The organism is Variovorax sp. PBS-H4 (genome assembly GCF_901827205.1).
In the GTDB taxonomy this organism is placed as follows: Bacteria; Pseudomonadota; Gammaproteobacteria; order Burkholderiales; family Burkholderiaceae_C; genus Variovorax.
The window spans coordinates 91730-117396 of sequence record NZ_LR594676.1 but is presented as its reverse complement, the minus strand read 5'-3'; the positions used below and the strand labels follow the sequence as shown (position 1 = coordinate 117396).

Sequence of the window (25667 nt, the reverse complement as noted above, 5' to 3'; positions counted from 1 at the left end):
CCATCAATCTTCCCCACAAGCAGCCCGCTCCGTCGGCAGACACGCCGACAAGCAATACAACCTGCAGTCACACCGCACACACTCAGACAAACAGTCACACTGCCGGGCAGACCTGCGCGCAAGCACACAGCTAAGCAGCTCACAGCACAGCAGGGCAAGCAGGCAGTGCGACGCACGCACGTTGCACGCACGTGCATTGCAAGTGTCCGTCACTGTGGGGCCTTCTCATGGCGGGCCACTTGTGGCGCGAACTGTTTGTCAGTCCGCCAACAGGGTCGGGTATCGAACCGCCTGAACCTATGAACCCGGTTCAGGCTCGACGCAGGGCGCCGCCCCATGGAAAGCCCAAGTGGACGCTATGAAGCTGAACGCAGAGCAAGGCGCGGATGACGCAGTGGGAGAGCGCTTGGGATGACGGCCAGATGCTGCTCACAGAGATTGACGAACCCGACAAGCGCTTGCACGTGCAATGCATGTTTCATGCACGCTCACGCGACCTGCAGAAACAGCTCCAGTGACGCTCGCGACTCGCTCACCGCCGGCGGAACGCCCAACCGAATGCGGAGGCCATGTCGGTGGCTCACTCACGCTGCGGCTCAGGTGGACCACGTCGTCGAGCACCGCGACCAGAAGGAACACGACTGAGCTAAGCGAGCGCCCATGTGGATCCACGATGGCAGCTGAAGAGCGACCCGGCCGCGGCCGCCCACAGGTCACGCGTGAATGACCAACTCGCCACTAACTATGCACGTGCGGCGCACGTGTCGTGCACGCTTCGCTGACATGCAAGAACGCCACTATTCAGTGGATCTCCATGCATGTGACAGCGGCTAGGGAGCTCCCCCCTAGCCTCTAAAGCGCGGTAGCCGCGTGACGTTGTCCACTCTTGAGCGAAGCGCATCGGCATCGGCGAGAAGCTGGTCGAGGCGGGCATTCAAAGCGTCGGCCTGGTCGACGACCAAGTTCAGAGCCTGACTTGCCTCATCCACATGGAGAAGGCCTTCGAGCTTTCGTCGCCAGCCCAGTCCGGCCACCTCGGGGTACGGCGCCATGAACGGAGCTGGCGGCGGTAGGGGAGTGGCAACAGATTCAACGGTCCGCGGAAGGTCTCTGATCGGATGCTGCACCGCCGTCCCGGCACGGTGAGCATGAGACAACCCGCGCAGTCCCTGGGACGTCGGGGCCCTGACCGGTAGGGGAGCGGACCCCCACCGGTCAAACGTCATCAACGCGGGACCAGTCAGTCCAGGGGTACTGCGTTCGCAGTCATGCCGATCTACGGCAGGCGGCTCTTCAGGCCGCGTGAACGCCTTCGCCAGCTCTGCGGTTGGGGTGAAACGGTGCACGCGCTGCATGACAGGGACCCACCTGGCCCAGATGCACCCAGGACACAGGGCCGGGTCCGCGTCACCGCCCACCTCACGGCCGTGCACCCTCAGACCACCCTGGCCGTCAGCGATCACCTCGCCAGCATCCAGCTGAGCGATCCCTTCCGGCGACAGGGCCATCGCAAACCGCAAGACCAACAGAACGGCGTCACGTCGACCGAACAGCCCGGCCGTCCACCCCCATCGAGGCAAACCGGCCAATGCAGCGTCGATCAGATCGCTCGGGGCTGTCGACAGTGGCCGCCCCGGTCGGCCCCGAACAAGTGCAGGTTCAGCAAGACCAGCTGCTCGATGATGGAACCGGATCGCAGCAGCTCCCCGCCGACGGCTCGAGACCGATCCAAGAAGGGACAAGAACACCTCTACCGTCTCAGCGGGGGCCGGCAGATAGTCCAAGTCCCGAGCACGGCACCAGTCCACGAACAGCAGCCAGTCCCTCTCATACGCATCCTGCGTGGCCGGCTTCATGGCAGCTCAATCCGGTTAACCGCATTGCCAGCCAGGGGAGTGCCTCGCTGATAGTCACGGACCTGCGTAATCGACCGATGCCAGGTCTGCTTCATCACCTCACCATCCGACGCACCAGCATCGAACGCATCCGTGATGAACCCAGACCGCAGCGAGTGCCCACCCAACCGACTTATTTCCTGATCGGTGTAGCCCGCCAGCTTCGCCCGCCGACGAACCACGTGGTACACCGCATGCGGGGACAACCCGCGCTCAGTCACCCAGCCAGCCTGACCCAGCACCCGCAAGAACGGCATCCCAGGCTCACCAACGAGCACTTGCTGCCGGCACACATGCTCGTCCGCCGCAGGGAGCGCCTCCACAGCATTCAGCACCGCTGGACGCCCACCAGCATCATGCGCGCGCACTAACGACCACCACCGCCACCACGCACACAACGCACACCCCTGCGCAGCAGCAACCCGAGTCAACCCCTTCGACCTGCCCGTGCCCAGCTGATCAGTCTTCGACCCTGCCACGTACACATGCAGACCACCATCGACCTGCTCAAAGTCCCCCAACCGCAACTGCACCAGCTCAGACTCACGAAACGCCCCCAGATGACCCACCAGCAAGATCGCGCAGTCCCGCTCAGCCCGAATCTTCTGCTGCCACGTCACAGCGGTCCCCCGAGCTGTCACCACCAGCTTCTTCAACGCCATCAACCGCAACGGCTTACGCCGCCGCGGCGCCTCCCTCCGCGTCCGAGCCACACCCGCCAACGCACGCCGCACCACTTCCGACCGACCCGGCGCCAACTCACGCCCGACCGCCCGATGAACCTGATTGATCCCCGACACCCAACGGCGCAACGTAGCCACTGCTACCGCCCACGACCCGTCTTCACGAACCTCAGACGCAGCCAACGCCACATACCGGCCCAAGTCCTCATCCGAGGCCCACACCGCATCCACGCCTTGACCGTCACACCACACAGCGAACCGCTCCCAATCGGCTGCATACGCCCGCTGCGTCGCTGAAGCCAAAGACGCCTCGACCAGCTCTCGAAGCTCTCCAATCCCGACCGCATCCACGCCCTCAACCTGCGACAACACCCCAACTTCCGTCACACTGACGAATCTAGGCTCGGTTGCCGGCTCACTCATCGAGCACTCCAAAGACTCAGTACGGCCCGCCCACGACTTTCGGGGCGCCTGACCTGCAGCAACACCCCGCAGTTGCGCGTCGCAGACGCGGTGGGCACCCAGACCACGTCTCGCACCATGCTGCGATGATAACGTTCAATTATCATCGCAGCAGAACTGTTAACCAAAGCGAGTGCTACGTAGTCGAGGTGCGACCAGCCGGGCAGGCCCCATCGTGCACTGAATGGCTCGGAAGCCTGGCGAATGGCGCAGGAGGTAGGCGGCTATCCCGTCGGCCTACGGCCGGTCGTGCAGGCGTTGGTGCGTGCCGTTTTGACCAGGACGTTTTTCGTGCTCTGCTAGGTGGGGAACCGCCGACGACGAGGTAGGCCTGGGCGAAGGTGCCAAAATTGGCTCCGCGATGTGGGGGGTGGGCCCAGGGGGCACCGGTGGTCCGGGCGCTCAAGGCCGGACCGCTCAGTTGGCCTCACCTGCTTCTCAGAAGCAGCTCCACCTCACTGCTGGCCACCAGGTGATGATGCATCAGCCAGTCGAGGAGGACGTGCGGCTGTCTGCGTCGGTGCAGGCCAACCACATCTCTGCTGGTGAGGACGTGGGTGCTATTCAGGATGTGGGCGATGCCTGCGACTTCGGCCGCGCCAAGCCGGTCTGGGAACCCCGATCTCGACGCCCGGATGGTCAGGCATACGTCCAGCCGGGGCCGCCGTGCGCCGGTCCACCACGATCACAACCTGCACCAAGACATCGAGGTGTGCGGCGTTCAACGTGGTCGCCGTGGCGGCGATCGAGATGAAGGTTGCTCCGCCCTACCGCCGTCCGTTCCGAGCGGGTGCGACCACGGCCACGGAATCGACGTCAGCCGGGCTAATGCTTAAGACGGCGGGTGAGGGGTTTTGGGACCGCAAGCATCAATAAGGGAGCAGCGGGAATCGAAGGCAATTTCGGGTACGCGGTTGCCCTCCTACCAGTTCCCCAGTTCGAGATCGTGGGTGGTCTTGCGGCCAGTGACCAGGTCTGTGCTGAGCTGGTCAAGGGAGGTGTCCGTGGCGTAAGCGTGAGCGCGCAGCAGTGACAGAGCATCGTGGAAGGTCACGTCCGCGGCCACGGTGACCATCCCCATGGCAATACTGACCATGGCTCGTTGAGAGTCTTCCGTGGCGTCGAACCAAGCGTCGATCGCGGCCGAACCGAACGGGATTGATCGGAGATGCTCTGCGAGCAGAGCGGCCACGGTGTTTGCTGCTGCGGTGGTCTGCTGGATGGTCGGATCCAGGATGCGTCCCGGGTGACGGAAGTAGATGTCGATCGCGGCGTGACCGGCCAGATCATGCCCCAAGGGGAGGGAGATGATGCCTCGAAAGGGAGTCTTGGTAACGAGCTCTCGATGAAACGCCGGCCACCGCCGCGCCAACTCAGTGTCGGAAGCACGGACAGGCTCGCGGTGCGTGTGGGCGTCCAGGCAGGGTCCTTCGCCGACGGTGAACTGCAGCCTCTCCGCGGCGGTGGCAAAGGGACTGCTGGCCCCGATCGGGGTTCTGAAGGAGTCGGAGGTGAAAAGGCTCAGACCCACGCCGTCGACGGAGAGCGCGTCGGCGCAGGCCACGGCGAGTTGCACGCCGATCATCTCCGGGCCACCGGGCGCCGTCTGGGTGGTGGCGCGCCGATAGGCAGCTGCAAACGGTTCGGACATCTCCACCTCGGGTGAATACCCGCCACACCCGGTGTCGACACCGCCGCCAGTGGATAGCAGGTGTGTACGGAGAGCCCAGGGTCCTCGGTTTACCATGACACCCACCTATCGGGTCGCAGACCCGACGTCATGTCGATGGGCGGGTAGCACTCGCAGCCCGCATGAGTCGGAGGGAAAGGCCCACCGTGTCAGCGCTATTCCTAGAGTTGAAGTGCCGTCCGACGGCCCAATGTGACCAGCCACTGTCGTGGTAACCGGCCCGGAGACAGTTCCTCGGTTCATCCAGGACATGATCACCCAGGCCCAGCGGGCACTCGGGCAGGCAGATATCGACGCGCGCCTAGATCAAGGGTTGCGGGGGATCCTGGCTGCCGCTGTCGCCTCGGGGGTGTGTGACATGGCCGGGGTTACCGAACGAGTTGGTGATGAGCTGTCGACCGTCGGCGCCACCGATGACCTGGTGAACAGACTCGACGCCCTTCAGTACGACCTTCGGCAGGGGCCCTGCGTGCAGGCGTCGTACCAGGACGGCGCCTTGACCAGTCACGACGTGAGCGGTGACGAGCGTTGGCCTATCTGGGGTCCGGCTGCGGCCCGAGCCGGGGTCGGTGCGGTGCTGAGCGTGCATCTGTATACCGAGCGGGATTCCATGGGTGCTCTCAATCTGTACGTCACCGGTTCACGAACCTTCGGGCACGACGACCTGGAAACAGCGAAGTTCATCGCGTCGACGGTGTCGGTGACCCTGGCTGGGCACCGGCAGAGCGAACACCTGTGGGCGGCGATTGACGCCCGGCACCGAGTCGGCGCGGCCCAGGGAATTCTGGTGGGCAAGTACGACATCAGCATGGACCAGGCGTTCGAGGTGTTACGACGACTGTCCAGCCACCACGAGCTGAAGCTGTCAGCGATTGCCACCAGGATTGTTGCTCACCGCGGCATCCCTCCAGAATTTCGCGATTGAGGGCCCCCGACGGTCCTGCAGGAAATCGGAAGTCCAGTTGCCTCGCTGGGCTCAGCCCTCACAGCACGGATCCGTGGTCAGGGTTGACCTTGGTCCGCCCATACTTGATTCCCGCCCGTGGCCCATTCGGTCACGGTTTGGTGATGTAGACAGCCGGCATCGCTTCACCTGTTCAGCATCATTCACTGCGTGTCGTCGATGATCGCGGCGGCTGAGCCGACGTCTATCTGGGTGTCGTCAGCTAATTCGCCGACGCCAGTGAACGCGGCAGTGATCGCTTCAGCAGCAGGGAGGGCTGCCTGTTCAGCTGGCGGCAGCATGTCGTAGGTGTAGGTGGCGATGGCCATGGGAGCGTTGGTGGACCGCAGCGCGTATCGCACGACGCTGTCGTTGGATCCGGTGCTGCATAGCAGGATGCCGACGGTGGGGGCGTGCCGGTCCGGGTGGCGGAGCTGTTCATCGACGAGGGTGACATAGAAGGCGAGTTGCCCGGCGAACTCGGGCCGAAATTTTCCTACCTTGAGTTCGACGACGACGTAGCGGACCTGCTCGGCGTGGAACAGCAGCAAGTCGATGAAGAACTCGTCGCTGTCGACGGCAAGGTGCACTTGCCGGCCCACGAAGGCGAATCCTGGTCCGAGTTCGGCAAGGGTGTCTTGGAGCCGGTCGGTAAGGGCTTCTTCGATGGCCCGTTCTTTGGACCGCTCGTCCAGGTCGAGGAAGTCGAAGATGTAGGGGTCTTTGACGATCTCTTGCGCTTGGTCGGCATCGCTGGGCTCGAGGTGGCGGGTGAAGTTGTTCGGCGCCGCACCGGCCCTGCGGTGCAGGCCGGTTGCGATGTGGTGTTCCAAGACCTGCCGGGACCAGTTGTTCACGGCGTCACGCTGGGCGTACCAGTCACGCAGTACCGGGTCGTCGAGCTGATCGAGCAGGGCCCGGACGTGCCCCCATGGCAGTTTCCCCACAGGCTGTGGGGAAACTGGCTCAGCCGGCCAGGCAGCTGCGAATGCTCTCATGTACTGCAGGTTCGTTGCCGACAATCCGGTCATTGACGGGAACTCCCGCCGCAGGTCGGCCGCGAGCTGCCGGATCACCTTCGAGCCCCACGGCTGCGTGCGTTGACGTTCCAGGATCAGCCGACCGATCCGCCAGTACAAGGCGACCAGCTCGGTATTGGCTGCCCGCGCTGCCCGTAGCCGGGTGGACCGGACCTCGACGCCGATCGCGGCCACGAGGCCGCGGTATCCTTGCGGCACCAACGACGTCACAGTCCCTCCACCACAGCACCAATCCGCCACCGACCAATCGTCGGACGCAGATCAACCGTAGCCGGAAGTGCCGCCAGCGCGTGGCGTGGCCGATCCGGCGATCCCTCAAAGGACGACAGCCTCGACAGCCCGAGTGCGGATCTGGGCGAGTTCGTTACGGCTACGGAGCTCGGTCGGCGGAGCCGTACAGGCGCAGGGCCGTGCGGAGCGTGTGGGCGTTGGCTTGGCTCAGGTCGATTTCGGAGGTGGCACTGTCCAGTCCGGCAAACGAGGTCCAACCTCACGAACTAGCCTCATCACCCATTGTCAGCTGGTGGGCGTCGGGCTGGTCACGATCTCTGCGGTGCGGTCGATGACGTTGGGGAAGAGGGCTGCCGGCTCTTCGAGCACCGCCGCGGACTCATCGCGTAGGAAGTCGCCGAAGAACCCGGCGACGAGGTCGCGGTTGATCTGCTGTGAGGTGGCGTCGTCGATGTCGCCGAATACCTGGGTCCAGGTGGTCGGGTCCTGTTCTTTCAACGTGGTGTCGAGCCCCCACTTCATGGCGCTGCCGCCGAGGTCGATGAACCGGTAGTGCCCGGCATCGGTGACCTGGAACCAGCGGTGCCACCCGGTCAGGGTCGGCAGGAAGGTGCCCCAGGTCGGGTCGAAGGTCGGGTCGTGGTAGCTGCTTCCCACCACCAGGAACGGCTTGTCGAGGCCTTGCTGGGCGACCGGGCCGATGATGAACCCGTCGAGATCGATCCCGGCCACGAACCTGCCGTCGACGGCCAGCACGGCTGCTGCCGTCGCGCCGCCGAAGCTGTGCCCGTAGATGCCCATCCGGTCCAGTTCCAGGGCGGAATCGAGCCCGGCAGGCAGTGGGGCGCCGTCGGCGGTGGGGTTGGCGCCGTCGTGGATCTGCTGCAGGGCATCAGCGGTGAAGCTGACGTCCTCGACCCGCACCTGCAGCAGTTGCTGCAGCACCGGTGAAGCCGGATCCGTTCCAGCGGTGCAGAAGTCGGGGTTGCTGGTAGCGACGGTGCGGCCGTCCGGGAACTGCACCAGGGGTGATTCGTGAGTGTTGCCCAAGGCCACGACGACGTGTCCCAGACTTGCGAGTTGCTCGGCCACGATGGTCGAGTCCGTGCGGGCGGCACACAGCCCGTGGTGGAAGAACACCACCGAGTGGGAGCCGGCGGCGACGGGGGCACCGATCCGGCTGTTCGTCTCTGCGGTGAAAGCGCCCGGGGGGATCGGGTAGAACGCCAGCAACGCCTCCGCCTCCGCAGTGGGCACGTAGGGAGCGAGCGGCAGGTCCGCGGCCGACCCGGACAGATCGGCCTGATACCAGAGTTGGACCATGAGCTCCCGTTGACCTCCGGCCGGATCCAGTGGGTCCGTCCGGGACTCATCGCGCAGGTGGAGCAGAACGGTCCCGGTGTCGGCCGGACCCGTGGGCGGCGGCAGTTCGATGGCGACCTCTCCCGGGTCGGCACCGGAATCAACCGTCGGCGTCCGGGAGCCCGGCGCGGCGGTGGAGGACGAAGCGGTAGACGTCGGCGGGCTCTGGGCCGTGGAAGACGCCGAGGTCCTGTCGGAGGACAGGACGCTGGTCGTGTACATCTCGGGTAGGTCGCTACCAGCGGGGGGAGCACTCCCGCAGCCGCCGGCGGTCGCCAGGACTGCCGCGAGCAGAACGGGGCGGACATAGCGGATCGTGCTTCGTCGGGTCATGTCGGCTCCGATGACGTCGCTCGGGTCAGCTCTTTTCCCTCCGTCCAATACCCAGTCGGGCCTTTGTCCACTACCCGCTAGCGGGTCCTTGCCCAGGGTGATGTAAGGCTGACCACACCCGAGGGTGGGGTCGTAGGGAGAGGCGGATGGACAGGACACTGGGAATGCCGGCATCGGTGGCGTCGCGCTGGTGCAGCGCGGGCACAGCTTTCCTGAGCCAGATCGCGAGCGCGGACCAGCGGGTCTCGCCCACAGGGCGCTGCCATGAGTTGATGACCGCGCTCAGCTGCGTCGGTGATCAGGCCCGGTAGCCATTGGGGTTGCCCTAGGTACTTGTCGCCGCCCACCATCAGGCACCTGACCAGACCGTGCAAGAGGTAACCCGCGCCGGTTGCAGTCTTCAGCGGCTGCGTTCGGCGGGGTGGGTGTGGTCGGGTCCGCCGACTTCTGCGGGCAGGTGGTCGATCGGGATCAGGACGATGTCCTGGACTTTCCAGTCCAGCGCGATGCAGCCGTTCCGGGCGTCGGTGAGCTGTTGCAGGGTCGGCATGTGACCGTGGGCGGGGACGATGAAGGACTCCACGTGGAAGACGTGGCCTTGGTCGCGGACTCTGGAGCCGACCTGGTCGGCCCAGGGCAGGTCGCGGAGGTAGGCGTCGACTTTCCGGGCGACGGGGTGCGGTTCGTCGTCGTCGAAGGTGGTGGCGGTGGTGTCCATGAGGTCGGTGACGGCTGAGCGCAGGTTCTTGATGCCGTCCCACAGGATGCTGGTGGCGATGAACAGGGCGGCGACCGAATCGGCCCACCACAGGCCGAATCCGATGCCGGTGACGCCGACGATGGACCCGACAGCAGTCATCCAGTCGGCCTTGTTCATGTCGGCGTCGGCGTAGAGGACCTTGTCGTGCAGTTCCTTCGCCAGCCGCATTTTGACCTTGCCGAAGTAGATCGGCAGGGGGATGGTGAGCGCCATCGCGCCGATCATCAACCAGCCCAGCCAGATCTGGTGGCCCAGGAACACCACGGATCCGATGGGTGGGTGTTCAGCTCCGATCAGTCCGGTGATCGAGTCGAAGATGAGGAACGCGCCCATCGCGAACAGGGCGACGCCGGCGACCAGGTGAGCAACTCCGACGGCGCGGTGAAGACCGTAGGGGTATTTGGCCGATGGCGGCCGCTTGACGATGTGGACCGCGATCAAAAAGGCGATTGGCGGGGCCAACGACAGCAGGTCCTCGATCCAGGCTGCTTTCATTGCCGGCTCGACCCCGGATGGTCAGCGGGAATGATGGGGACGGTCAGAGCTGCGGGGCGATCGGGACCCCAGTACAGGGTGGCCGTGCCCTTGGGTCCCTTGGGATACCTGGCGGGGAACTGCCCGGTAAGGGGGTTCCGCGGCCAGAGCCACCGGCCGGCGATGACGAGGCGAAGCTCGTCCCCGGCGCGGAAGCTTGTGGCCGACGGCCCGAGAGCGACGTCTACCGGGACGATCTCACCGGAGGCGACCGGCTGAGCGCGGTCGAAGGTGAACTGGGGCCGTCCGGGAGCTGAGGCGTTCTGCTCCAGAGCGCGCATCGATACCCGTTGCCAGCCGGTGGTGACCCGATCTCGGCCGAAGCCGTAGGAGCCCTCGAACGGCACGTACTTGCCGTCTCGCCATTTCTCGATCCCGACGAAGAGGTTCGCGTCAGTGGTGTGATGCAGTTCCACCCAGATCCGCAGGGACATGGGGCCGGTGAGTTCGCAGTCCTCGGTCATCTGGCGTCGGAACGCGACGGCGGTGCGACGGAGGTTGAAGGTGCCGCTGCCGTCGGTGGTCGCCGGGGCGTCGGTGAGATCGTCGGGGCCGAGGTACCAGGGTGTCCACGACGTCCGGGCCAGTGGCCATTCGTTCTCGGCGCGGACGGCGGTGACGACGTCGCGGCTGTCCCGGATTTCTAGGCGGACCGGGGGCAGGTCGGGGCGCGGTGTCCGGCCTGCGAGGAAGTGCTCGAAGAAGGCCAGCTGGTCGTGCTTGGCCTCGTCGGAGTAGAAGGTCGACCATTTGCCGCTGCGGTGGGTCCAGGCGAAACGGTCGGTACTGCCGATCTTCTCGAAGGCCCGAAAGGTGCCGCGGCTGTGCAGGTTGTTGTCGGAGAACGAGGTGCACAGCAGTGCCGGTACCTGGATCCGGTCGATGTCGCGGACCAGGGACTGCCACCAGGCGTCGCGGGTCGGGTGCACGGCGGTCGCCTTCGCCAGATCGACCGTTTCTCGGGCTTTCATCAAGGCGGACCAGAGCTGGAGGAAGCCGTTCTCACGGACCCCGCCGGGTCGCATCAGATCGCGGTAAGGATCGGTGAAGCCCTCCCACGGGGCGATGCAGCGCAGCGCCGGGGGTCGTTCGGCGGCGCCGGCGTATTGGCTGATTGCCAGGTAGGAGACGCCGAGCATGCCGACATCACCGGTGCTCCATGGCTGTTCGGCCGACCATTGGATGATGTCGGCGACGTCGCGGCCCTCCTGCGCCGACAGCAGGGTGCCGATGCCGTCGGAGGTGCCCGACCCGCGCAGGTCCGCGTTGACGACGACGTAGCCGTGCGCGGTCCAGTAGGCGGGGTCGGGGGCTTCCCAACTGGTGTACGGGGAGAACCGCACGGGCGAGGTTTGGCGCATGGCGCGGAACTGGGGGGAGAGCTTCCATCCCTTGCCGTTGCGGGTCGGCAGGTTGTCCTTGCCGTAGGGGTGCGCGCACAGGATCACCGGCCAGGGACCGGCACCTTGTGGGCGGTACACGTTTGCTCGCAGGACGGTTCCGTCCCGGGTGGGGATCGGGCGGTTGTTGTCGACGATCACGTCGGGGGCTTCGACCACTGTCACGGGTGGACGGCGAAGTCCGCGGAGCCGGGTCAGTGCGTACGTGGTGGCGCCGGGGCGGTGCCAGGGGCGGTCAGTGAACATCGGTCTCGTCGACCTCGATCCAACTCTCGCCGCCGAAGTGGACGGTGTTGCGGCACAGGTAGGGCGGGGCGGGGATGTCGAATTGGACGTAGCCGTCGGACGGGTCGCCGCGCAGTAGGTCGGAGCGGCTACCGATGTCGAGCTGCAGTCGTTCACCGGCCCGTAGCAGGACCGGGAAGGGGGTGAGGCTGAACCACACCTCGGTCGGCTCTCCCGGGACCAGGGGAGTGCGGATCCCGGTGTCGTGGACGATTTCGATGCTGGTGGATCGGGAGGGGTCCTCGGTGCAGGTGGTGGGGCGGACGGCGCCGGTGGACAGCAGGTGCGGCGTGCCCTGGGTGTCGATGCGGGACAGTCGCGCCATGATGAAGGAATCGATCTCGTTGCAGCTGAACGTCAGCCGGGCAGTCACAGCACCGGCGAGTTGGGTGTCGCGTTCGATCTGCATGGTGAAGGTGACCAGCTGGCGGTCGATGGTGTCGAGGCCGCCGAGGGTCGGCAGTCCCAGGGGGACGGCGAGCCAGCTGTCGCTGCCTTCGGCCGGCACCTGGTCCGACAGGGTGCTCTCGGACCCGAGGTACAGCCGTCGACGGCGTGCGGTTGCGGGGGGGAACGAGATGTCCGTCGCGAAGCTCTCCGCGCCCTCGACCCAGTAGCGGACGGGAGGCTGGGCGTCGTAGCCGTTGTCGGTGCCCCGCAGGATGTGGTCGAAGAAAGCCAGAGCCTCCTTCTGCCAGGAGAAGACGGGCAGGTCGTACTCGGCGGGGCCGAGGATCATCCACTTGCGATCGGCCGGGGTGGAAGCGTTCTCCCACAGATCGTAGGTGCCGAACTGGTGCAGGTTGAGATAGCCGAGGTTCTGCACGACGGTGAACGGGATGTCGATCTGGTCCAGTCTCCCGGACGATCCCGTCGGCAGGCCCGGGTGGTCGGGCGTTTTCGCGTCGAAGATCCAGTCGACGTAGGAGCGCAGGATGGGTTCGGTCGGGGTGGCGGCCATGAAGTGGGTGAACAGGTCGTCCATCTTGCGGTGCACGATCTTCTCCATCAACGGATGGAGTCGGCCGTTGGTGAGTTGACTGATCAGCGCGCGCTTCTGCGGACTGAGACGCAGGTCCTCCATCCCCTTGGTGAAGTTGGCACCCATCCACACGTTCAGGAAGTACAGGGCCGGGGCCCCACCGAAGTTGATCAGATGGCGGTAGAGGTCCGTGCACACCTCGTTGGCGAAGAACGCCTTCAGGGCAGGGGGTTTCCGTTCGGCCGCGAGCAGTTGGGTGACGCCGTAGTACGAGGTGCCGAACAGAACGACCTCGCCGTTGCACCAGGGCTGTTCAGCGGCCCAGGCGATGACCTTCACTTCGTCGTCGGTGTCCTGCGGGTGGAAGTGGGGGGCCTGTTCACCGGTGGAGCGCCCCATGCCGCGGCGTTCGACGACGACGGGGCAGTAGCCGCGGTCGGTGAACACCGGCGGGGAGCCGATCTCGTTGCTGCCCATGGGAACTCCCGCCGAGGCCAGCTCGGCGGAGTAGCCGCCGAAGATGACGACCGCTGGGTAGCGGCCCTGCGTCTCGGGCAGATAGACGTCGGTGTGCAATGCGGCGTCGTCGGCGACCGGGACCATCTGATCGGCAAGCATGCGGTGGCCGAGGCCGCTCATCGCGACGGCGGTGGGGGTCCAGTCGGCGTACTGCCGGCCGGTGGTCGAGGGTTTCAGCGCAGTCATGGCTGTTCCTTCCGGGAACGGGGGAGTGAGGCGAGAAGATCGGTGAGCAGGGCGATCAGAGGTGCCGGATCGCTCTGCCCGGTCGCGAGGGCAACGACGGCCATTCCGGTCGAGGTGGTCTGCAGCAGGGCGATCGCCTCTGGTGTCGGGTCGGCGCCGGCGGCCTGCAACAGGGAGGTGGCGGCCGGGGCGATGCCCCCGGACAGGGAACGGAAGTGCGGGCGGAGAGTCGGTGTGCTGTCAGCGATCTGGGTCAGGGCCAGGAGAACGCGGGTCTGCGCCGGGTCAATGAGAACAGCCGCCAGTGCCGCAATCTTCCGAGGAAGGGTGCGCGGGGACCGGACGGTGTTCAGGGCGGCGACCCTTTGCTGGACCGCCTGCTCGGTGACCGCGGCGAGCAGGTCGTCACGGGTGGGGAAGTAGTAGGTGACGTGGCTCTGCCGCAGCTCGAGCCGCTTCGCCACCCGGGGCTGGGTCAGACCGGACAGGCCTTCCTCCTGCACCAGAGCCATAGCTGCGCCCACGATGTCGGATCTCTTGTCAGCCACGATGCTTTCCTTCGATTCAGAGGGCGCTGAGAAAGCGGCGCCGCTGCAACTCGGCCAGCTGGGTCCAGTCCTGCTGTCCATGACCGGCGTCGATGACCTCGGTCAACATTCCGGACAGCGGGTCCGCGAACGGCAGCTGCAGGTCGTAGGCAGCCGCGGCTGAGCGGGCCAGGTCGACGTCTTTGCGGCCGCCGACGGCGCTGAAACCGACCGGCGTGTACCGGGAGGTCGCGATCCGTTCGCCAACCGTGGCATAGACCGGGCCGGGCACGATGGTCGACGTCAGCATGTCGACCAGCCATCGGGCGTCGATACCGCCGCGTTCGGCGAGGCTGACAGCCTCCGAGAGCACCTGGATGGCGGAGGAGACCACCAGGTTGCCCGCCACCTTCACCAGGTTCGCCTGCTCCGGGATCGCGCCCAGCGGCCACACTTTCGCACTGATGGCCGCGAGGAACGGCTGCACCCGGGCGACCGCGGCCGGCGCTCCGGCGGTGATGATGTTCAGCGCCCCCGCCTCAGCCAGCGGCGGCGGACCGAACATCGGCGAGGCGACATACCCCACGCCCGCCGCAGCATGGGCGGCTGCAGCTTCCCGCACCAGATCGGGGCTGAGCGTGGCCATGTTCGTGTGCACCAGGCCCTCAGCGGCACCGGCCAGGACACCGCTGTCGAGGACGACCTCGCGGAAGGCTGCGTCATTGGCCAGCACCGACAGCACAACACCTGAGGACGCGAACGCCTGGGACACCGAGCTGATCCGCACCGCACCCGCGTCGGTCAGCGGAGCCAGACGTGAGCTGTCCCGATTCCACACACCCACCGTGAACCCGCCCCGCAAAGGTTCCGGGCAATGGCCGAGCCCATCGCACCCGTCCCCACCACCGTCACATCCACCATCACACACTGCCTTTCAATTTGAGACCTCGTGATCCGAACCGCGGCGGAGATCGTCTGGTTGGTTGACCTACCAAGATTGCGCGCCCGGCCCGCCAGCCGTCAAGGGATTCGTCCCCCAACCACCCAAAAGCACCAGTGAACCCAGGACACCAAGCGAGCCGTCGGCGAGCCTGGTGGGCAGTTGCTCGATCCAAAAGCCTCAGATGGGACCTGATGCAGAACTGGTGCCAACCGATCGCACCAACTGCGGCAATCTCGCATCCGAAGCGAGGACCTCCTAGCGGTGCAGACCGACGTGCCGGAAGCGCTCGGCGTGGGCATCGACTCAGGTCGACGGTCCGGCGGTGAGGTCCATGAAGACTTTGATGGCATCAACGACGGCAGGGCAACCACGCTGGACTACCGTGCTGGCCAGCAGCCGCCGCAGTTCGGGGCAGCTGCTCGCCGTCGAGATGTCGGGCGCTTGGCAGCAATGCGATCACTGCGGTGCAACTTCGGCATCAGATGACATTCGCACCACCTGCCGGCACCTCTGCGTATCAGGATTCGGCGGGTTCTTCCGGTGCGGATGCCTGGTCGAGGTAGCGGTAGATGGTGGGGCGGGTGACTCCGAACTCGGCGGCGATCTGGCCGACGGTGTAGCGGTGCCGCCCATGTGGGCCGAGTTCGTTGTACATCGCCTGTGCCACCTTGATCTGTCGTGCGCCGAGCTTCGGTTTCTGGCCACCGGTGCGGCCGCGGGCTCGGGCAGCTGCGAGCCCGTCCAAGGTGCGTTCCGACATCAGGGCGTGCTCGAACTCGGCGATCGAGCCGAGGAGCTGGAAGAACATGCGGCCGACCGCGGTCGAGGTGTCGATACCTTGGTCGAGGACGACCAGGTCGACCCCGCGGTCCTGGAGATTCTTGGACAGGTCGATGAGGTGTTCCAAGGAACGGCCGAGCCGGTCGAGCTTGGTGACCACGAGCTGGTCTCCGCGCCGGCTGGCGGCAATCAGTGCCTTGTCGAGTTCGGGCCGGCGGGCGAGCTTGCCGGAGGCCTTGTCGATGTAGACCTCATCGCAGCAGGCGCCCTGGAGGGCATCGAGCTGCGACTCCGGGTGTTGGTCCCGGGTGGAGACCCGTCCGTAGCCGATCCGCATCGACTGAATGTAACGCAAACCCCCGAGGGCTTGACATAGGTGCGGACACGGGTTCCTTTACAACTGCGACCTGCGGTGATGGGGGAGTAATCGGCATGTAAAGAATACGATCTTTGCGGACATTTGGTGTGACGAAGCACTGCGTGGGGCATGCAGGCGATTGGCACGAACCCTGGTATCTAGTGCTTTGGCGTGAAGCGGCGACGGGTAGCGATGCTGAGGAAGGTGCAGGGGTACCGGTGGGTCATGAACGGGACGGCCATACTTTGGTTCATGGGTGGGGGGTTCGTACTGTGGTCCCTGGTGTACGCCCTCTTCGGACGAAAGCTCTATCGAGCCAGCGAACGCCTCGCCCCCGACAAGTGGAAGGAGCCGGAGGCTGAAGCGTCTTCGGTCAAAGCGGGGGTGTGGGTGTGCGGTGCAGTCGGGGTTCTGTTCCTGGCAGCGGCCGTCATCGTGACCATGGTGAACCGTTGAAATCCGGGGACGCGGCGATGGCCAGACGGACGACCATCTATCTTTTGGCGTGCAGCGTGGGCGCGCTCATCATAGGCGCGATCATCTTATCGACCACGAGTTCTATGCTCGCGGCTTCTGGTGCAGGCATTGCTGCAGTGGGGTGCCTGGTCCTGGCTGTAATCAACATCGTGAAGCACCGCGCACGACGACCTTGAGCTGGTCACCGATCGGTGGACTACAGAGAAGCTATGGCTACGACGACGAGTGTGATCGCGATTCCAGCGGCAAGGGCGTAGGCGAGGATGTAGCCGGAGGCAGAGGTGGACCAGCCAGCACGAACTCCGTTTGGCGATCGCGACCTGGATCGAGAAGACCTATCACCGCCGCCACCAGCAGCGATCCCTGGGCGAGCTCACCCTGGTCGTGTTTGAGACGATCTACCAACAGACGCGACCGCGGCCTGAGATTCACACCCCGCGATTCAACTGAACCTGGGGCAGACCCCTCCGTCCGATGTCGGACCATTGCTGGGTACCTTCAAGATCATGAATCGTATGGGGTTGACTACATGGGACTGGATTGCCTTTGCGGTGGGGGCGGTCCTTGCAGTGATCGCGATCGTCTTTATAGTTCAGGACGGCCCGAGGTACTTCTGGCTCCTCGGGTTGGCTGTGATCCCGGCGTTGTCCAGGCTTGCGGCCGCTCGGAAGCGGCACCGCGCGCGGACTACTCACTGTAGCCGTCGCATGAGCGGACGCGGCTGACAATGTGACCTGCCAGCCTCCAGCTAGCGTTCGACGGCCAAGCTAGCGTCCCGCACCAATCCCAACGCGATCTCTCCCCGCTGAGCAAAGTTCAACCGAGCTCCAGGCATGCTCACCCTCCCGACCGATCCGAGATAACGAGTGTTGCAACAGATCCTGGAACCCACCCCCCACCGTCGGCCGCCTCAACCAACCCGACCCCTCCGGACAAGAAGCCAACGACTACCTGTACTCCCTCGCCAACCCCATCAGTTTCAGCGATCCTTCCGGCCTTTGCACCCTGACGTGGGACGGAAGTGAATGGAAGACTCCGGGCTGTTTCGAGTTTGCACCCGCTGTGCCAGCGGGAATTGTCTTGGGAGCACCCAGTCTCGGTCTTTCCGTGGTGTTGGCGCTTCTAGCTACCAAAGGACTCAGGAATAGTGGTTGCTGCTAGCGAAATCTCTCTCTGCCGGTAGTTAGCCGCCGGGTGTCGTGACCATCGAGCGTTCGAACCGACCAACTTTCGGCTCGGGTTGGACGCGCGACCACGGCACCCGGCGTGCCCCATGTTCTGGCCTATTCGACCCGAGGTAAACTTCCAACTATGAAATCAACCCAGATATTCCTCTTGGTTTTGCTTCTCGGGCTAGCCGCTTGGGGATTTTGGATCGTTTGGGACGAGCAAGACTGGGGAAAAATTGTTCTCCCCCTCATCCCTCTGCTCACCCTACTTTCCCTCGCGTGGGGCTCGCGCAGCCGCCGCGGCTCGGACGAACGCTGAAAGATGGCGCGTGAGCGTCAACCTTTCCCTGATCACTCAAGGAGGAGTCTTAGCTCGCAGGCCGGGACGAGGGCTCGGCCACGTCAAGGGTCTGCTGCACAGGGCTTAACCGGCCAACTGTCGCGGTGCGATCACCCGGGCGACACGCCGAGGAACGCGACACGGTGTCCGCATGCCGTGTCAAGCGTTACAACGTCTCACAACCTCCAAAGTCACGCGGACACGGGAGGCTTTACAACACGGGCACTTTGGCAAGAAAACGATCCTTCGCGGACATTTAGTATGTCGAAGGGTCTCAGGGGCGGGTCGTGAGTTACTCCCATGGCGGGGGGAGATCGTGCAGCACTCGTTGCACTACCTGCACCAGCGCGGCAGCTTCTCCGGAAGCAAGCCGTTTGAGGTCTCCTAGCGCTTGGTCGAGTGCGTTCGCGGCATCCGCGCCGGACCACTCGTCCCGGGTCTGTTGCCATTCCGTGATTTGTGCGGTCACGGCGAGGCATCGCGACAGGACCTCGAAGCGGTTGGCGGCGTCGGTGAGCTGTAGGCCGCTCGATGCCCAGTCCGACTCGTTCATGCTGCCGAGCCTAATTAATCAGCCGACGGCCAAAACGCCCTAGTGCGGTCGGCTCGCTGCTCGTCACCGATCTGTAGCAGGAAGGACTCGAGCACCGCTGGCGGGTCACGTCCCTGGAGGTGGTGTGTGACGCTGCCTCCGGGTGATCCGATTGAAGGGGGTCTGCTGCACAGGTAGGGGACAGCTGAGCTGGCTGGCCTCTGCGCGCGGAGGGCCCTGGTCGGCCGCGAACGCTGGCGCGTCGATACCCTCGGCGCGAGGAAACAGCGATCCAGAGGTAGACGAATTGACCAACCAGGCCACCAGGATCCGCCTGCGGGACCTGTCCGACGAGCTCGGAATTGACCCGACCTGGCGAGCAGCTTCTCAAGAGGGCAGACTGGCTGGAAACAGTCAGCGCCGACGGCCAATGGCCCGGAGGAGCGATGACTCGACCATAATGATTGATATCCTCGACTAGCGCGCTCCCCCTCCAGACAGGAATTGCCATGGGATACAACGGTTCGTTCGTCCTTATGAGGCTCGACGACATGCGGGAGGTCGAGCTATCTGTGGATTGGCTAGGAGATTTCACGAGGGAGATACCCTGCCCGCCGGGCTGGCTGCTTCGCGAGTTCCGTCAATTCGACACAATCAAGGTATTTCATCAAGCCCCAAGGGCCCTTGGCGCCTTCGAGTCGCGGAATTATCTGGTCGCAAGTTGTCTTGACAGTGTGGCGATGGTTCTGATGCTGTCGGGAACCACGACATGGCCACGCCAGTCTGCGTACTGCGTCGGGCCTGGACACTCAGAGTACATCCGAGCTGAACGTCAGCTCGATGGCGTCACCTTGCGGGAGTCAAAAGACGTCTCCCGCGCACTTTCACTATGGGCAGCTGAATCCAATCTGGACTTCAACTACGATTTGGCCGAAGAGTTGGTTGATTCGCCGGCAGGAGACATAGGTCAGATATTTGATCTATTGTCGATTCTCGGCCTGTCGGTAGACGAAGGTGGAATCGTGTCGCACGAGTCATCATGGAGAGAAGAGCAGGAGGCCAACGTTCTCCGGATCGTCCAAGGAATGCTGAGGCGGGACCGCCAATGACTTGTTGGTGACGATTCAGTAGCTCGTAGCTCATGACCAAGCCAAACCGAACCCGACCGAGGAAACGATCGAATGCGGCCCGCGCACCGTTACTGATTTGGCAAGGTGACAAGATTTTCTGCCCGAACATCAGGTGCACGACGACTCGGTCGGGGTGGCGGTGCCACTGTCTGGGTCGACTGCTCGGGTCTGCCAGCCGACGTCTGCCAGACCAGATCAGTGGTCTTGCGCATTAGTGAATTCTGCAATGCTGTCTAACAGCATGGCTACTGCCGTCGCGTTAGGTTCGTTGGATAGTCTAATTCCTCCTTCATTCGTGGTTATCTGTTCGTCGATCATGGCGAGAAGGGCTAACTCCCAGGGGAGTGAGGAGTGTTCATCCTGGACCTTTTTCCAGATCCAATCACGAAATCCACTCAGTTCTTCTGATCTTGAACCAAGTTCGAAACCGCGAATATAGCTCGCCGCGGATGGGATCCCCGTCGCGGTGACGTGCCGGGTCCTCAAGCTCTCCCGTCAGCGCTGGTATCGGTGGCTGCATCGACCGGTCACCGACCACCAGATCGTGCAGGCCCACCTCACGCAGGTGGAGGCAGTGCCGTTCGGAGGCACTTCAGACCTTGCCGGTCACAACGCCGAGACCCCAGCCGGGCGGGCGAAGGAGATTGCTGCAGCATCGCCCCAGTTCAAACCACCTGCACCGCAAGCCCTCGATGCGTCGGTTGAGGCGTAGCGCGAGCCGTCGTGTTGCATCGGGTGCAATACGCAGAGAACCACCTGACATAACGTCGATTCTCGGCGAGAAATATTGGTTTGTAACGAGTCTCGTCGAAAGTCGGGTAGGTGCCGGTCGATAGGTGTCCCGTGGCAGGGGACTTTTGCGGCGGCCGGCCGGTGCTGAGTTTGGTGTTGCGGATTCGGCGGTTTGCGCACCCGACCCGGTCTGTGCGTTTGAGTGCCCTCTACTGCCCGAGCCGGCGCCTCTCTTCGTCGATGCCAGGCCCCATGATCCTGATGAAGTAGAACTGGACGCCCATGATCACCAGAACGATGGGGATCACCCACCAGGCCACGGGCCCGAAGATGACCATTGCCAGGACCACGAGCAGGATCAGGGGCCAGAGAAAGGGCAGGATGCGGGCCGTCAGCGATGAGCTGCGGACGTACTGCCGGTAGACGGCTCGGAACATCTCAGCGCCTCCGACCTTCTGTGACGTAGAGCTGAACCGCCATCGTGATCAGCACAACCGGGAAGACCCACCACGGAACCGGGCTGAAGATGACGGCTGCGAGGACACCGAGCAGGATCAGGATTCGAAAGATCCAGACCATGTCAGTTGTGTCCGTCCCTGGCGGCCAGCCGCTTCTTGGCTCGATTCCGGTTGAACAGAACGAGCAGTAGGCCGCCCACAGCGAAGATGCCGAGCCACCAGTAGGGCGTCACGAAGGACAGTACGACGAACCCGAGAGCGAAGACGGCGAAGATCCATGGGTAGACGTTCATCAGGAACTTGGAGTTCTCAGGGTTTCAGTAGTCCATGACTCATGTCCTTCGTTGGGCTGTCGCTCGGTTGCATGGCACAAACCGAGGCCCTCGTACTCAGCTTGTACCGGAAGTGTGCACCACCGGCCGACTTCAGTGGCCCAGGCTCGAGTCTGTGCGAGCTCTTCCCGGCGGCGATCTTCGCCGTGGCGTCTATTCCGTCGGCTATCGCTGGCTTGATCGTAGAGAGCCTCGGGAGAAGTGGCCGAGCGAAAGATCGCGCCTCCTGATCGGTGCACACAACCCCAACCTGACATAAGGTAGATTATCGGCGAGACCTGTTGCTGCACAACAGGTCTCGTTGAGAGCCCTGTGGTTGCAGGTTGGCGGGCGCCATTACCTCCCGTGCTGGTAAAAGACCGTCTGTGATGGACGAGGCCACCGACGCCCCGGGCCAGGTGGCTACATCCATCAGTAACGGATCGTTTCGGCGGCGAGTCGATCTGCACCGTGCTCACCGAGCACCAACTGCCGATCGCGTCCCAGCACCTACCGCGCTGCCAAGGCCTGCCCCGTCACCGATGCGATGTGGGACGAGGCGCACCTGGTCAACACCCTGGTCAGCAATCTTCGTCAAGAACCGACGGCTCTACGGAGTCCGCAAACTCTGGCGGTTGATACGCCGCGCCGGCCACCAGATCGGCCGGGACCAGGTCGCCCGGCTCATACCGAACACCTCACTCAGGCGGATCACTGAGTACGCGAGACATTCGTTGGTCCACGGTCAGGCCATCGTTCGGGAATTTCCTGTCCTTCCAAGGTGCTCCTAGTGAGAGCCACCGCGCGCGGTAGCGAGCGATTCCCGTCGGCGAGACGTCTTGATAGCCCCACTCGACACCGCAGCAGGGGCAAATCAGGAAGGAAGGGTCTCTGCCGCTCTCTCCCCATGGTGGGTCAAGAGAGAGGTATCCGCAGACGCGGCAATAGGAGTCACCAATACTGTGCATTGAAGTAGTCCAAGTTAGATGGTAGGCCGTGTTGCGCTGGGTCCGGCTTGTAGTAGGATTTTGGTGCTCTAGCTGAGTTCATGACGCCAAATGCATTAGTAGTGGGATTATATCTTACTACATTTCCGTTCGTGCGAGCTATTGTCAGGGTCCCTGGCCCGGGATTTCTCAGGAAATCTTGTGCTTCGGCAGCGTACTCGAGGGAGTTGTTCAGATGTTGGAAAGTCGGCCCGATGGTCATTACAATACTGCACGGCATCCGATGCTCTGGGCCCGGTGACCTCCTCGACGATTCCAGCCATGGCCGGGGGAGACAAGTAGTCATCGTTCAAGCTCTATAGGACATGCTCGACCAGCGTCAGTTCACTTGGAGTGCCATCACTGCTCTCCGTCGACATGAATCTTGTTCGCCTTTCCTCCGCTTTCCGAAGGCGATATCGATAGTAGCGCCGCCGGAGTTGGATTTCTTCCGCAATAGACCTCGTCGATGTAAACAGATTGGACTAATCCGACGTTGCGAGATCCATGAAGCGAGTTCGCAATCGATCGAGTTCATTGTTCCCGACACTGGAGGGTGGACCATCCAAACTAGGAACCGGTGATGACTCCGTGCTTGTCGCCCAAGCTAGTATCCCACCCTCCATTGCTTTCGGATCGAATAACGCAGGAGGCGTGGCAAGTGGCCTGCCTTCACTTCCCAGCCAGGCGATCACGGCTCCGGTGCTGAGCATGATGGATAGCATCTGATGGACGATTGCGTTCCATTGCTCATTCGTCTTCGGCCACTTTGTGAAACCAATATCGCAAACGCGAATCTCCCATTGTTCGCCGTAAAGAAATGATACATCAATGCGATTGATGAAATCTGAGCCTAACTGAACGGTTCTTGGTTGACTCCCCCTAATGCTTAACCCGTACACAATCACACCGTGGGACAGTTCGTGTCCAGATATCACTTCCAGTGTGTCCTTGAGTTTCATGGACCCACCATATCCCAATGACGAAGGTTTGTCGCGCCAGGGACGAAGGCGGTCGCGATCTGACCGACGTACGGACCTTCGCTATAGACGAAAATCGCTACGGTGGATCCTGGACTATTCCAGCCGTAGTTGTAGCCATTAGTTTGCTGCGGGTTGTGTGGTTCGCCGATGGGGTCTACTTGGGTGAATCGGCCGGTGGTGGGGTCGTAGAGGCGGGCGCCGAGTTCGGTGAGGCCGGTGGTGGTGTCTTGGTGTTTTCCGAGGAAGCCGAGGCGGTTGTGCCAGGTTCCGGTGGGTGTGCCGAGGGGGTTGCCGTAGGGGTCCATGTGTCGCCGGACGGGAGTGGCGAAGCCGGCTAGTTGTGATGTCCAGGGACGTTGTTGTGGGACACGTCCCTGAGCCTGCCGTTGGGTGAGGCCTCCCGCGGGTGAGAGTGGAGCTGTCTAGGAACCGCTCCACCCACAGGAGGCCTCGTGTCCCACGCTACCCATTCCAACGCTGCTCTGACCCCACGAGCCCGGCTCCGACTGGCCCGACTGATCGTCGAGCAGGGCTGGACCGCGACCACCGCAGCGAAGATGTTCATGGTCTCCCCGGTCACGGCCCGAAAGTGGGCCGCCCGCTACCGATCCGAAGGCGCAGCGGGCATGACCGACCGATCCAGCCGCCCCAAGTCCATCCCGAACCGCACCAGCGAAGACTTGAAGAAGCAGATCGTGAAGCTGCGGTGGCGGCTGCGACTCGGCCCGGTCCAGATCGCCGGCCGGTTGGGTATCGCGGCCTCGACCGTGCACGCAGTCCTGGTGCGCTGCAGAATCAATCGGCCGTCCCGCATCGACCGGGTCACCGGCGAGCCGATCCGCCGCTACGAACACCCACACCCGGGCTCGATGATCCACGTCGACGTCACCAAGTTCGGGAACATCCCCGACGGCGGCGGTCACCGCTTCCTCGGCCGACAACAAGGGGACCGGAACCGGTCCGCGACTGCCCAACGAACCGGTCAACGCTCCGCCACCTACGAACCACGGCTGGGCACCGCGTTCGTCCACACCGTGATCGACGACCACTCCCGCCTGGCCTACGCCGAGATCTGCGCCGACGAGAAGGCCGTCACAGCAGTCGATGTCCTCAAACGCGCGGTCGCCTGGTTCAACGACCGGGGCGTCAGCATCGAGCGGGTGCTGTCCGACAACGGATCGGCCTACCGCTCACATCTGTGGCGGGACACCTGCGCCGAGCTCGGTATCGCACCGAAACGGACCCGCCCTTACCGGCCGCAGACCAACGGCAAGATCGAACGATTTCATCGGACTTTGTCCGATGGCTGGGCCTACTCCCGCTTCTACGACTCAGAAGCTGCCCGCCGGCACGCTCTGCCGCACTGGATCCACTTCTACAATCACCACCGGATCCACTCCGCCATCGGCGGCACCCCCATCAGCAGGCTCACCAACCTGCCTGGACATCACAGCTAGTGGGGCGGCGACGGCTACGGATGCGGTGTTGTTCTGGTCGGTGTATTGGAACCGGTTGAGGTCGTTGGTGTCGATGGTGGCGATGGGGTAGCCGGCGTGGGAGAAGGAGCGGTTGGAGGTGTAGGCGCCGGTGGTGTTGTGGCGGATGTATTCGGTGTCGTCGATGGTGACGATGGTGTGGGTGGGAGTCTTCTTGCGGAGCAGGGTGCCGTCGGCGTCGTAGACGTAGGTTTGCGTCCCGGCGGTGTTGGCGACGGAGGCGACCCGGTTTTCCTGGTTGTAGGTGAAGGTTTGGTTGCCGCCGGCGACTCCGGTGCGGGTGAGCATGTTGCCGTTGAGGTCGTAGGTGTAGCCGGTGGTCGTGGTGGTGGTGACGGGGCTGGTGGTGGTGCTGGTCGAGGACAGGGCGTGGGCAACGGTCGGGTTGGCCATGGTGTAGCTGGTGGTTGCGGTGGTGGTGCGTCCGCCGGTGACCTTGTGTTGGACCTGGCTGGTGCGGCTGCCGACGTTGTCGAAGGCCCAGGTGGTGGAGAACGGTTGCGCTCCGCCGACCATGGTGGTGTTCGCCGGGGTGGGGGCTGTGGTGGTGGCGCAGTTCACGGCCATGGTGGGGCTGGACCAGGCTGCGGTGAGCTCACGGAGCCCGTTGTAGCGGTAGCAGGTGGTCTGGACCGGTGAGGTGATTTGGCCGCCCTGGGTGTTGACGGTTTTGAGGATGTCCCCGATGTCGTTGTATTCGTAGCTGGTCCTGGCGAACTGTTGGACGGCTGCGGTGGTTTCGAAGCTGGTCTCGATGGTTCGTTGGGTGTGGGCGTCCCGTTCCATGCGGAGCCAGCTCGATCGGTGTTCGGAGCTGAGGTCGATACCGTTGACGGCGCCGGCGGTGCTAACGACACCTTCGAGAACTTCCCCTTCCCAGTCCTTGCCATTCATGACGCCACCGATACCGCCGATGACGCTTCCTGCGACTGAGGTAGCAATTCCGGCACCGCCTGGGACAAAGCTGGAGGCCAGCTCGCGCACATCTTCACCGTCAGAACGATGCTGCACGGCTTCGACGCAGCTGCCGCCCGCGTCCAACACGCTGCAGCAGAGAAGAACTCGAGTGAACTGTTCATCGCCTTGTTTGAGGCGCTGAACTGGTCCGTCGTACTCGACGACCGGATCGCCACCCACTGG

Annotated in this window: 21 protein-coding genes and 1 pseudogene; 6 read left to right on the top strand and 16 right to left on the bottom strand. The window is 63.8% G+C overall.

From position 1 onward, the window contains the following. Window positions 1-1852: 1852 nt before the first annotated feature. Window positions 1853-3001: a tyrosine-type recombinase/integrase gene (locus E5CHR_RS31035; protein ID WP_162584074.1), complete on the bottom strand. Its 1149-nt coding sequence runs from the start codon at window positions 2999-3001 to the stop codon at window positions 1853-1855. Between the two features lie 961 nt (window positions 3002-3962). Next, window positions 3963-4691 carry a GAF domain-containing protein gene (locus tag E5CHR_RS31030; protein WP_162584073.1) on the bottom strand — a complete coding sequence of 243 codons (729 nt, stop codon included), beginning with the start codon at window positions 4689-4691 and terminating at the stop codon, window positions 3963-3965. 289 nt (window positions 4692-4980) lie between these two features. Between E5CHR_RS31030 and E5CHR_RS31025 the strand changes: the two genes are divergently transcribed. Then, window positions 4981-5655: a GAF and ANTAR domain-containing protein gene (locus E5CHR_RS31025; protein WP_162584072.1), complete on the top strand. Its 675-nt coding sequence runs from the start codon at window positions 4981-4983 to the stop codon at window positions 5653-5655. 182 nt (window positions 5656-5837) lie between these two features. On the opposite strand, the gene E5CHR_RS31020 is transcribed toward E5CHR_RS31025, so the two are convergent. The 7 genes from E5CHR_RS31020 to E5CHR_RS30990 all read right to left on the bottom strand — a co-directional run bounded on the left by E5CHR_RS31020 (window position 5838) and on the right by E5CHR_RS30990 (window position 14670). After that, the gene (locus tag E5CHR_RS31020; RefSeq protein ID WP_232062351.1) at window positions 5838-6887 is read right to left on the bottom strand and encodes a PDDEXK nuclease domain-containing protein; all 1050 of its coding nucleotides are present in this window, start codon (window positions 6885-6887) and stop codon (window positions 5838-5840) included. Between the two features lie 342 nt (window positions 6888-7229). Then, window positions 7230-8267: an alpha/beta hydrolase gene (locus tag E5CHR_RS31015; protein WP_232062350.1), complete on the bottom strand. Its 1038-nt coding sequence runs from the start codon at window positions 8265-8267 to the stop codon at window positions 7230-7232. 772 nt (window positions 8268-9039) lie between these two features. Further along, a complete protein-coding gene (locus E5CHR_RS31010) occupies window positions 9040-9894 on the bottom strand; it encodes a cation diffusion facilitator family transporter (protein WP_162584070.1) in 855 nt (284 codons plus the stop codon). Next, the gene (locus E5CHR_RS31005; protein WP_162584069.1) at window positions 9891-11579 is read right to left on the bottom strand and encodes a CocE/NonD family hydrolase; all 1689 of its coding nucleotides are present in this window, start codon (window positions 11577-11579) and stop codon (window positions 9891-9893) included. Before E5CHR_RS31005 ends, E5CHR_RS31010 begins: the two co-directional genes overlap by 4 nt. Then, complete coding sequence (locus E5CHR_RS31000) at window positions 11569-13305, bottom strand: CocE/NonD family hydrolase (protein WP_162584068.1); 1737 nt, start codon at window positions 13303-13305, stop codon at window positions 11569-11571. Before E5CHR_RS31000 ends, E5CHR_RS31005 begins: the two co-directional genes overlap by 11 nt. Then, window positions 13302-13853 (bottom strand): TetR/AcrR family transcriptional regulator, encoded by a 552-nt coding sequence (locus E5CHR_RS30995; RefSeq protein ID WP_162584067.1) that lies wholly within the window; start codon window positions 13851-13853, stop codon window positions 13302-13304. The genes E5CHR_RS31000 and E5CHR_RS30995 overlap by 4 nt, the downstream gene beginning before the upstream one ends. Before the next feature lie 16 nt (window positions 13854-13869). Beyond that, the gene (locus E5CHR_RS30990) at window positions 13870-14670 is read right to left on the bottom strand and encodes an NAD(P)-dependent oxidoreductase (protein ID WP_232062355.1); all 801 of its coding nucleotides are present in this window, start codon (window positions 14668-14670) and stop codon (window positions 13870-13872) included. 366 nt (window positions 14671-15036) lie between these two features. Here E5CHR_RS30990 and E5CHR_RS30985 point away from each other — a divergent pair, with 366 nt between their 5' ends. Next, window positions 15037-15261 carry a hypothetical protein gene (locus tag E5CHR_RS30985; protein WP_162584066.1) on the top strand — a complete coding sequence of 75 codons (225 nt, stop codon included), beginning with the start codon at window positions 15037-15039 and terminating at the stop codon, window positions 15259-15261. A 31-nt stretch (window positions 15262-15292) separates the two neighbouring features. Here E5CHR_RS30985 and E5CHR_RS30980 read toward each other — a convergent pair whose 3' ends face one another. Both E5CHR_RS30980 and E5CHR_RS30975 read right to left on the bottom strand, forming a co-directional pair. Further along, complete coding sequence (locus E5CHR_RS30980) at window positions 15293-15892, bottom strand: recombinase family protein (protein WP_162584065.1); 600 nt, start codon at window positions 15890-15892, stop codon at window positions 15293-15295. A 2299-nt stretch (window positions 15893-18191) separates the two neighbouring features. Beyond that, a complete protein-coding gene (locus E5CHR_RS30975) occupies window positions 18192-18452 on the bottom strand; it encodes a hypothetical protein (protein WP_162584064.1) in 261 nt (86 codons plus the stop codon). A 488-nt stretch (window positions 18453-18940) separates the two neighbouring features. Between E5CHR_RS30975 and E5CHR_RS30970 the strand changes: the two genes are divergently transcribed. Further along, window positions 18941-19540 carry a hypothetical protein gene (locus tag E5CHR_RS30970; protein ID WP_162584063.1) on the top strand — a complete coding sequence of 200 codons (600 nt, stop codon included), beginning with the start codon at window positions 18941-18943 and terminating at the stop codon, window positions 19538-19540. 460 nt (window positions 19541-20000) lie between these two features. After that, window positions 20001-20120, top strand: a pseudogene (locus E5CHR_RS31940) (IS3 family transposase); the annotation flags it as partial. A 382-nt stretch (window positions 20121-20502) separates the two neighbouring features. Here the strand turns inward: E5CHR_RS31940 and E5CHR_RS30965 are convergent. Genes E5CHR_RS30965 through E5CHR_RS30955 form a run of 3 tightly spaced genes read right to left on the bottom strand, consistent with a single transcriptional unit; the run spans window position 20503 to window position 21044 of the window. Next, window positions 20503-20730, bottom strand: coding sequence for a hypothetical protein (locus tag E5CHR_RS30965; protein WP_162584062.1), 228 nt, complete (start codon window positions 20728-20730; stop codon window positions 20503-20505). Window position 20731: 1 nt separating this feature from the next. After that, window positions 20732-20872 carry a hypothetical protein gene (locus tag E5CHR_RS30960; protein WP_162584061.1) on the bottom strand — a complete coding sequence of 47 codons (141 nt, stop codon included), beginning with the start codon at window positions 20870-20872 and terminating at the stop codon, window positions 20732-20734. A gap of 1 nt (window position 20873) precedes the next feature. Next, window positions 20874-21044, bottom strand: coding sequence for a hypothetical protein (locus tag E5CHR_RS30955; RefSeq protein ID WP_162584060.1), 171 nt, complete (start codon window positions 21042-21044; stop codon window positions 20874-20876). Between the two features lie 407 nt (window positions 21045-21451). Here E5CHR_RS30955 and E5CHR_RS32210 point away from each other — a divergent pair, with 407 nt between their 5' ends. Next, entirely contained in the window at window positions 21452-21853 is a 402-nt protein-coding gene (locus tag E5CHR_RS32210) for an IS3 family transposase (RefSeq protein WP_162584059.1), read from the top strand. Window positions 21854-22533: 680 nt separating this feature from the next. Here the strand turns inward: E5CHR_RS32210 and E5CHR_RS30945 are convergent. Beyond that, window positions 22534-23010, bottom strand: coding sequence for a hypothetical protein (locus E5CHR_RS30945; protein WP_162584058.1), 477 nt, complete (start codon window positions 23008-23010; stop codon window positions 22534-22536). Beyond that, window positions 23007-23336 (bottom strand): RHS repeat-associated core domain-containing protein, encoded by a 330-nt coding sequence (locus tag E5CHR_RS30940; protein WP_162584057.1) that lies wholly within the window; start codon window positions 23334-23336, stop codon window positions 23007-23009. The genes E5CHR_RS30945 and E5CHR_RS30940 overlap by 4 nt, the downstream gene beginning before the upstream one ends. 147 nt (window positions 23337-23483) lie before the next feature. On the opposite strand from E5CHR_RS30940, the gene E5CHR_RS30935 reads away from it, so the two are divergent. Then, a complete protein-coding gene (locus E5CHR_RS30935) occupies window positions 23484-24488 on the top strand; it encodes an IS481 family transposase (protein ID WP_162584056.1) in 1005 nt (334 codons plus the stop codon). Window positions 24489-25667 lie beyond the last annotated feature (1179 nt).

What these genes read in the sequence shown, in the direction of transcription:
- E5CHR_RS31035 (WP_162584074.1), bottom strand. Translation starts at nt 3,001, where the DNA reads ATGAGTGAGCCGGCAACCGAGCCTAGATTCGTCAGTGTGACGGAAGTT.
- E5CHR_RS31030 (WP_162584073.1), bottom strand. Translation starts at nt 4,691, where the DNA reads ATGTCCGAACCGTTTGCAGCTGCCTATCGGCGCGCCACCACCCAGACG.
- E5CHR_RS31025 (WP_162584072.1), top strand. Translation starts at nt 4,981, where the DNA reads ATGATCACCCAGGCCCAGCGGGCACTCGGGCAGGCAGATATCGACGCG.
- E5CHR_RS31015 (WP_232062350.1), bottom strand. Translation starts at nt 8,267, where the DNA reads ATGGTCCAACTCTGGTATCAGGCCGATCTGTCCGGGTCGGCCGCGGAC.
- E5CHR_RS31010 (WP_162584070.1), bottom strand. Translation starts at nt 9,894, where the DNA reads ATGAAAGCAGCCTGGATCGAGGACCTGCTGTCGTTGGCCCCGCCAATC.
- E5CHR_RS31005 (WP_162584069.1), bottom strand. Translation starts at nt 11,579, where the DNA reads ATGTTCACTGACCGCCCCTGGCACCGCCCCGGCGCCACCACGTACGCA.
- E5CHR_RS31000 (WP_162584068.1), bottom strand. Translation starts at nt 13,305, where the DNA reads ATGACTGCGCTGAAACCCTCGACCACCGGCCGGCAGTACGCCGACTGG.
- E5CHR_RS30980 (WP_162584065.1), bottom strand. Translation starts at nt 15,892, where the DNA reads ATGCGGATCGGCTACGGACGGGTCTCCACCCGGGACCAACACCCGGAG.
- E5CHR_RS30975 (WP_162584064.1), bottom strand. Translation starts at nt 18,452, where the DNA reads ATGAACGAGTCGGACTGGGCATCGAGCGGCCTACAGCTCACCGACGCC.
- E5CHR_RS30970 (WP_162584063.1), top strand. Translation starts at nt 18,941, where the DNA reads ATGGGATACAACGGTTCGTTCGTCCTTATGAGGCTCGACGACATGCGG.
- E5CHR_RS30965 (WP_162584062.1), bottom strand. Translation starts at nt 20,730, where the DNA reads ATGTTCCGAGCCGTCTACCGGCAGTACGTCCGCAGCTCATCGCTGACG.
- E5CHR_RS30960 (WP_162584061.1), bottom strand. Translation starts at nt 20,872, where the DNA reads ATGGTCTGGATCTTTCGAATCCTGATCCTGCTCGGTGTCCTCGCAGCC.
- E5CHR_RS30955 (WP_162584060.1), bottom strand. Translation starts at nt 21,044, where the DNA reads ATGAACGTCTACCCATGGATCTTCGCCGTCTTCGCTCTCGGGTTCGTC.
- E5CHR_RS32210 (WP_162584059.1), top strand. Translation starts at nt 21,452, where the DNA reads ATGGACGAGGCCACCGACGCCCCGGGCCAGGTGGCTACATCCATCAGT.
- E5CHR_RS30945 (WP_162584058.1), bottom strand. Translation starts at nt 23,010, where the DNA reads ATGAAACTCAAGGACACACTGGAAGTGATATCTGGACACGAACTGTCC.
- E5CHR_RS30940 (WP_162584057.1), bottom strand. Translation starts at nt 23,336, where the DNA reads ATGGACCCCTACGGCAACCCCCTCGGCACACCCACCGGAACCTGGCAC.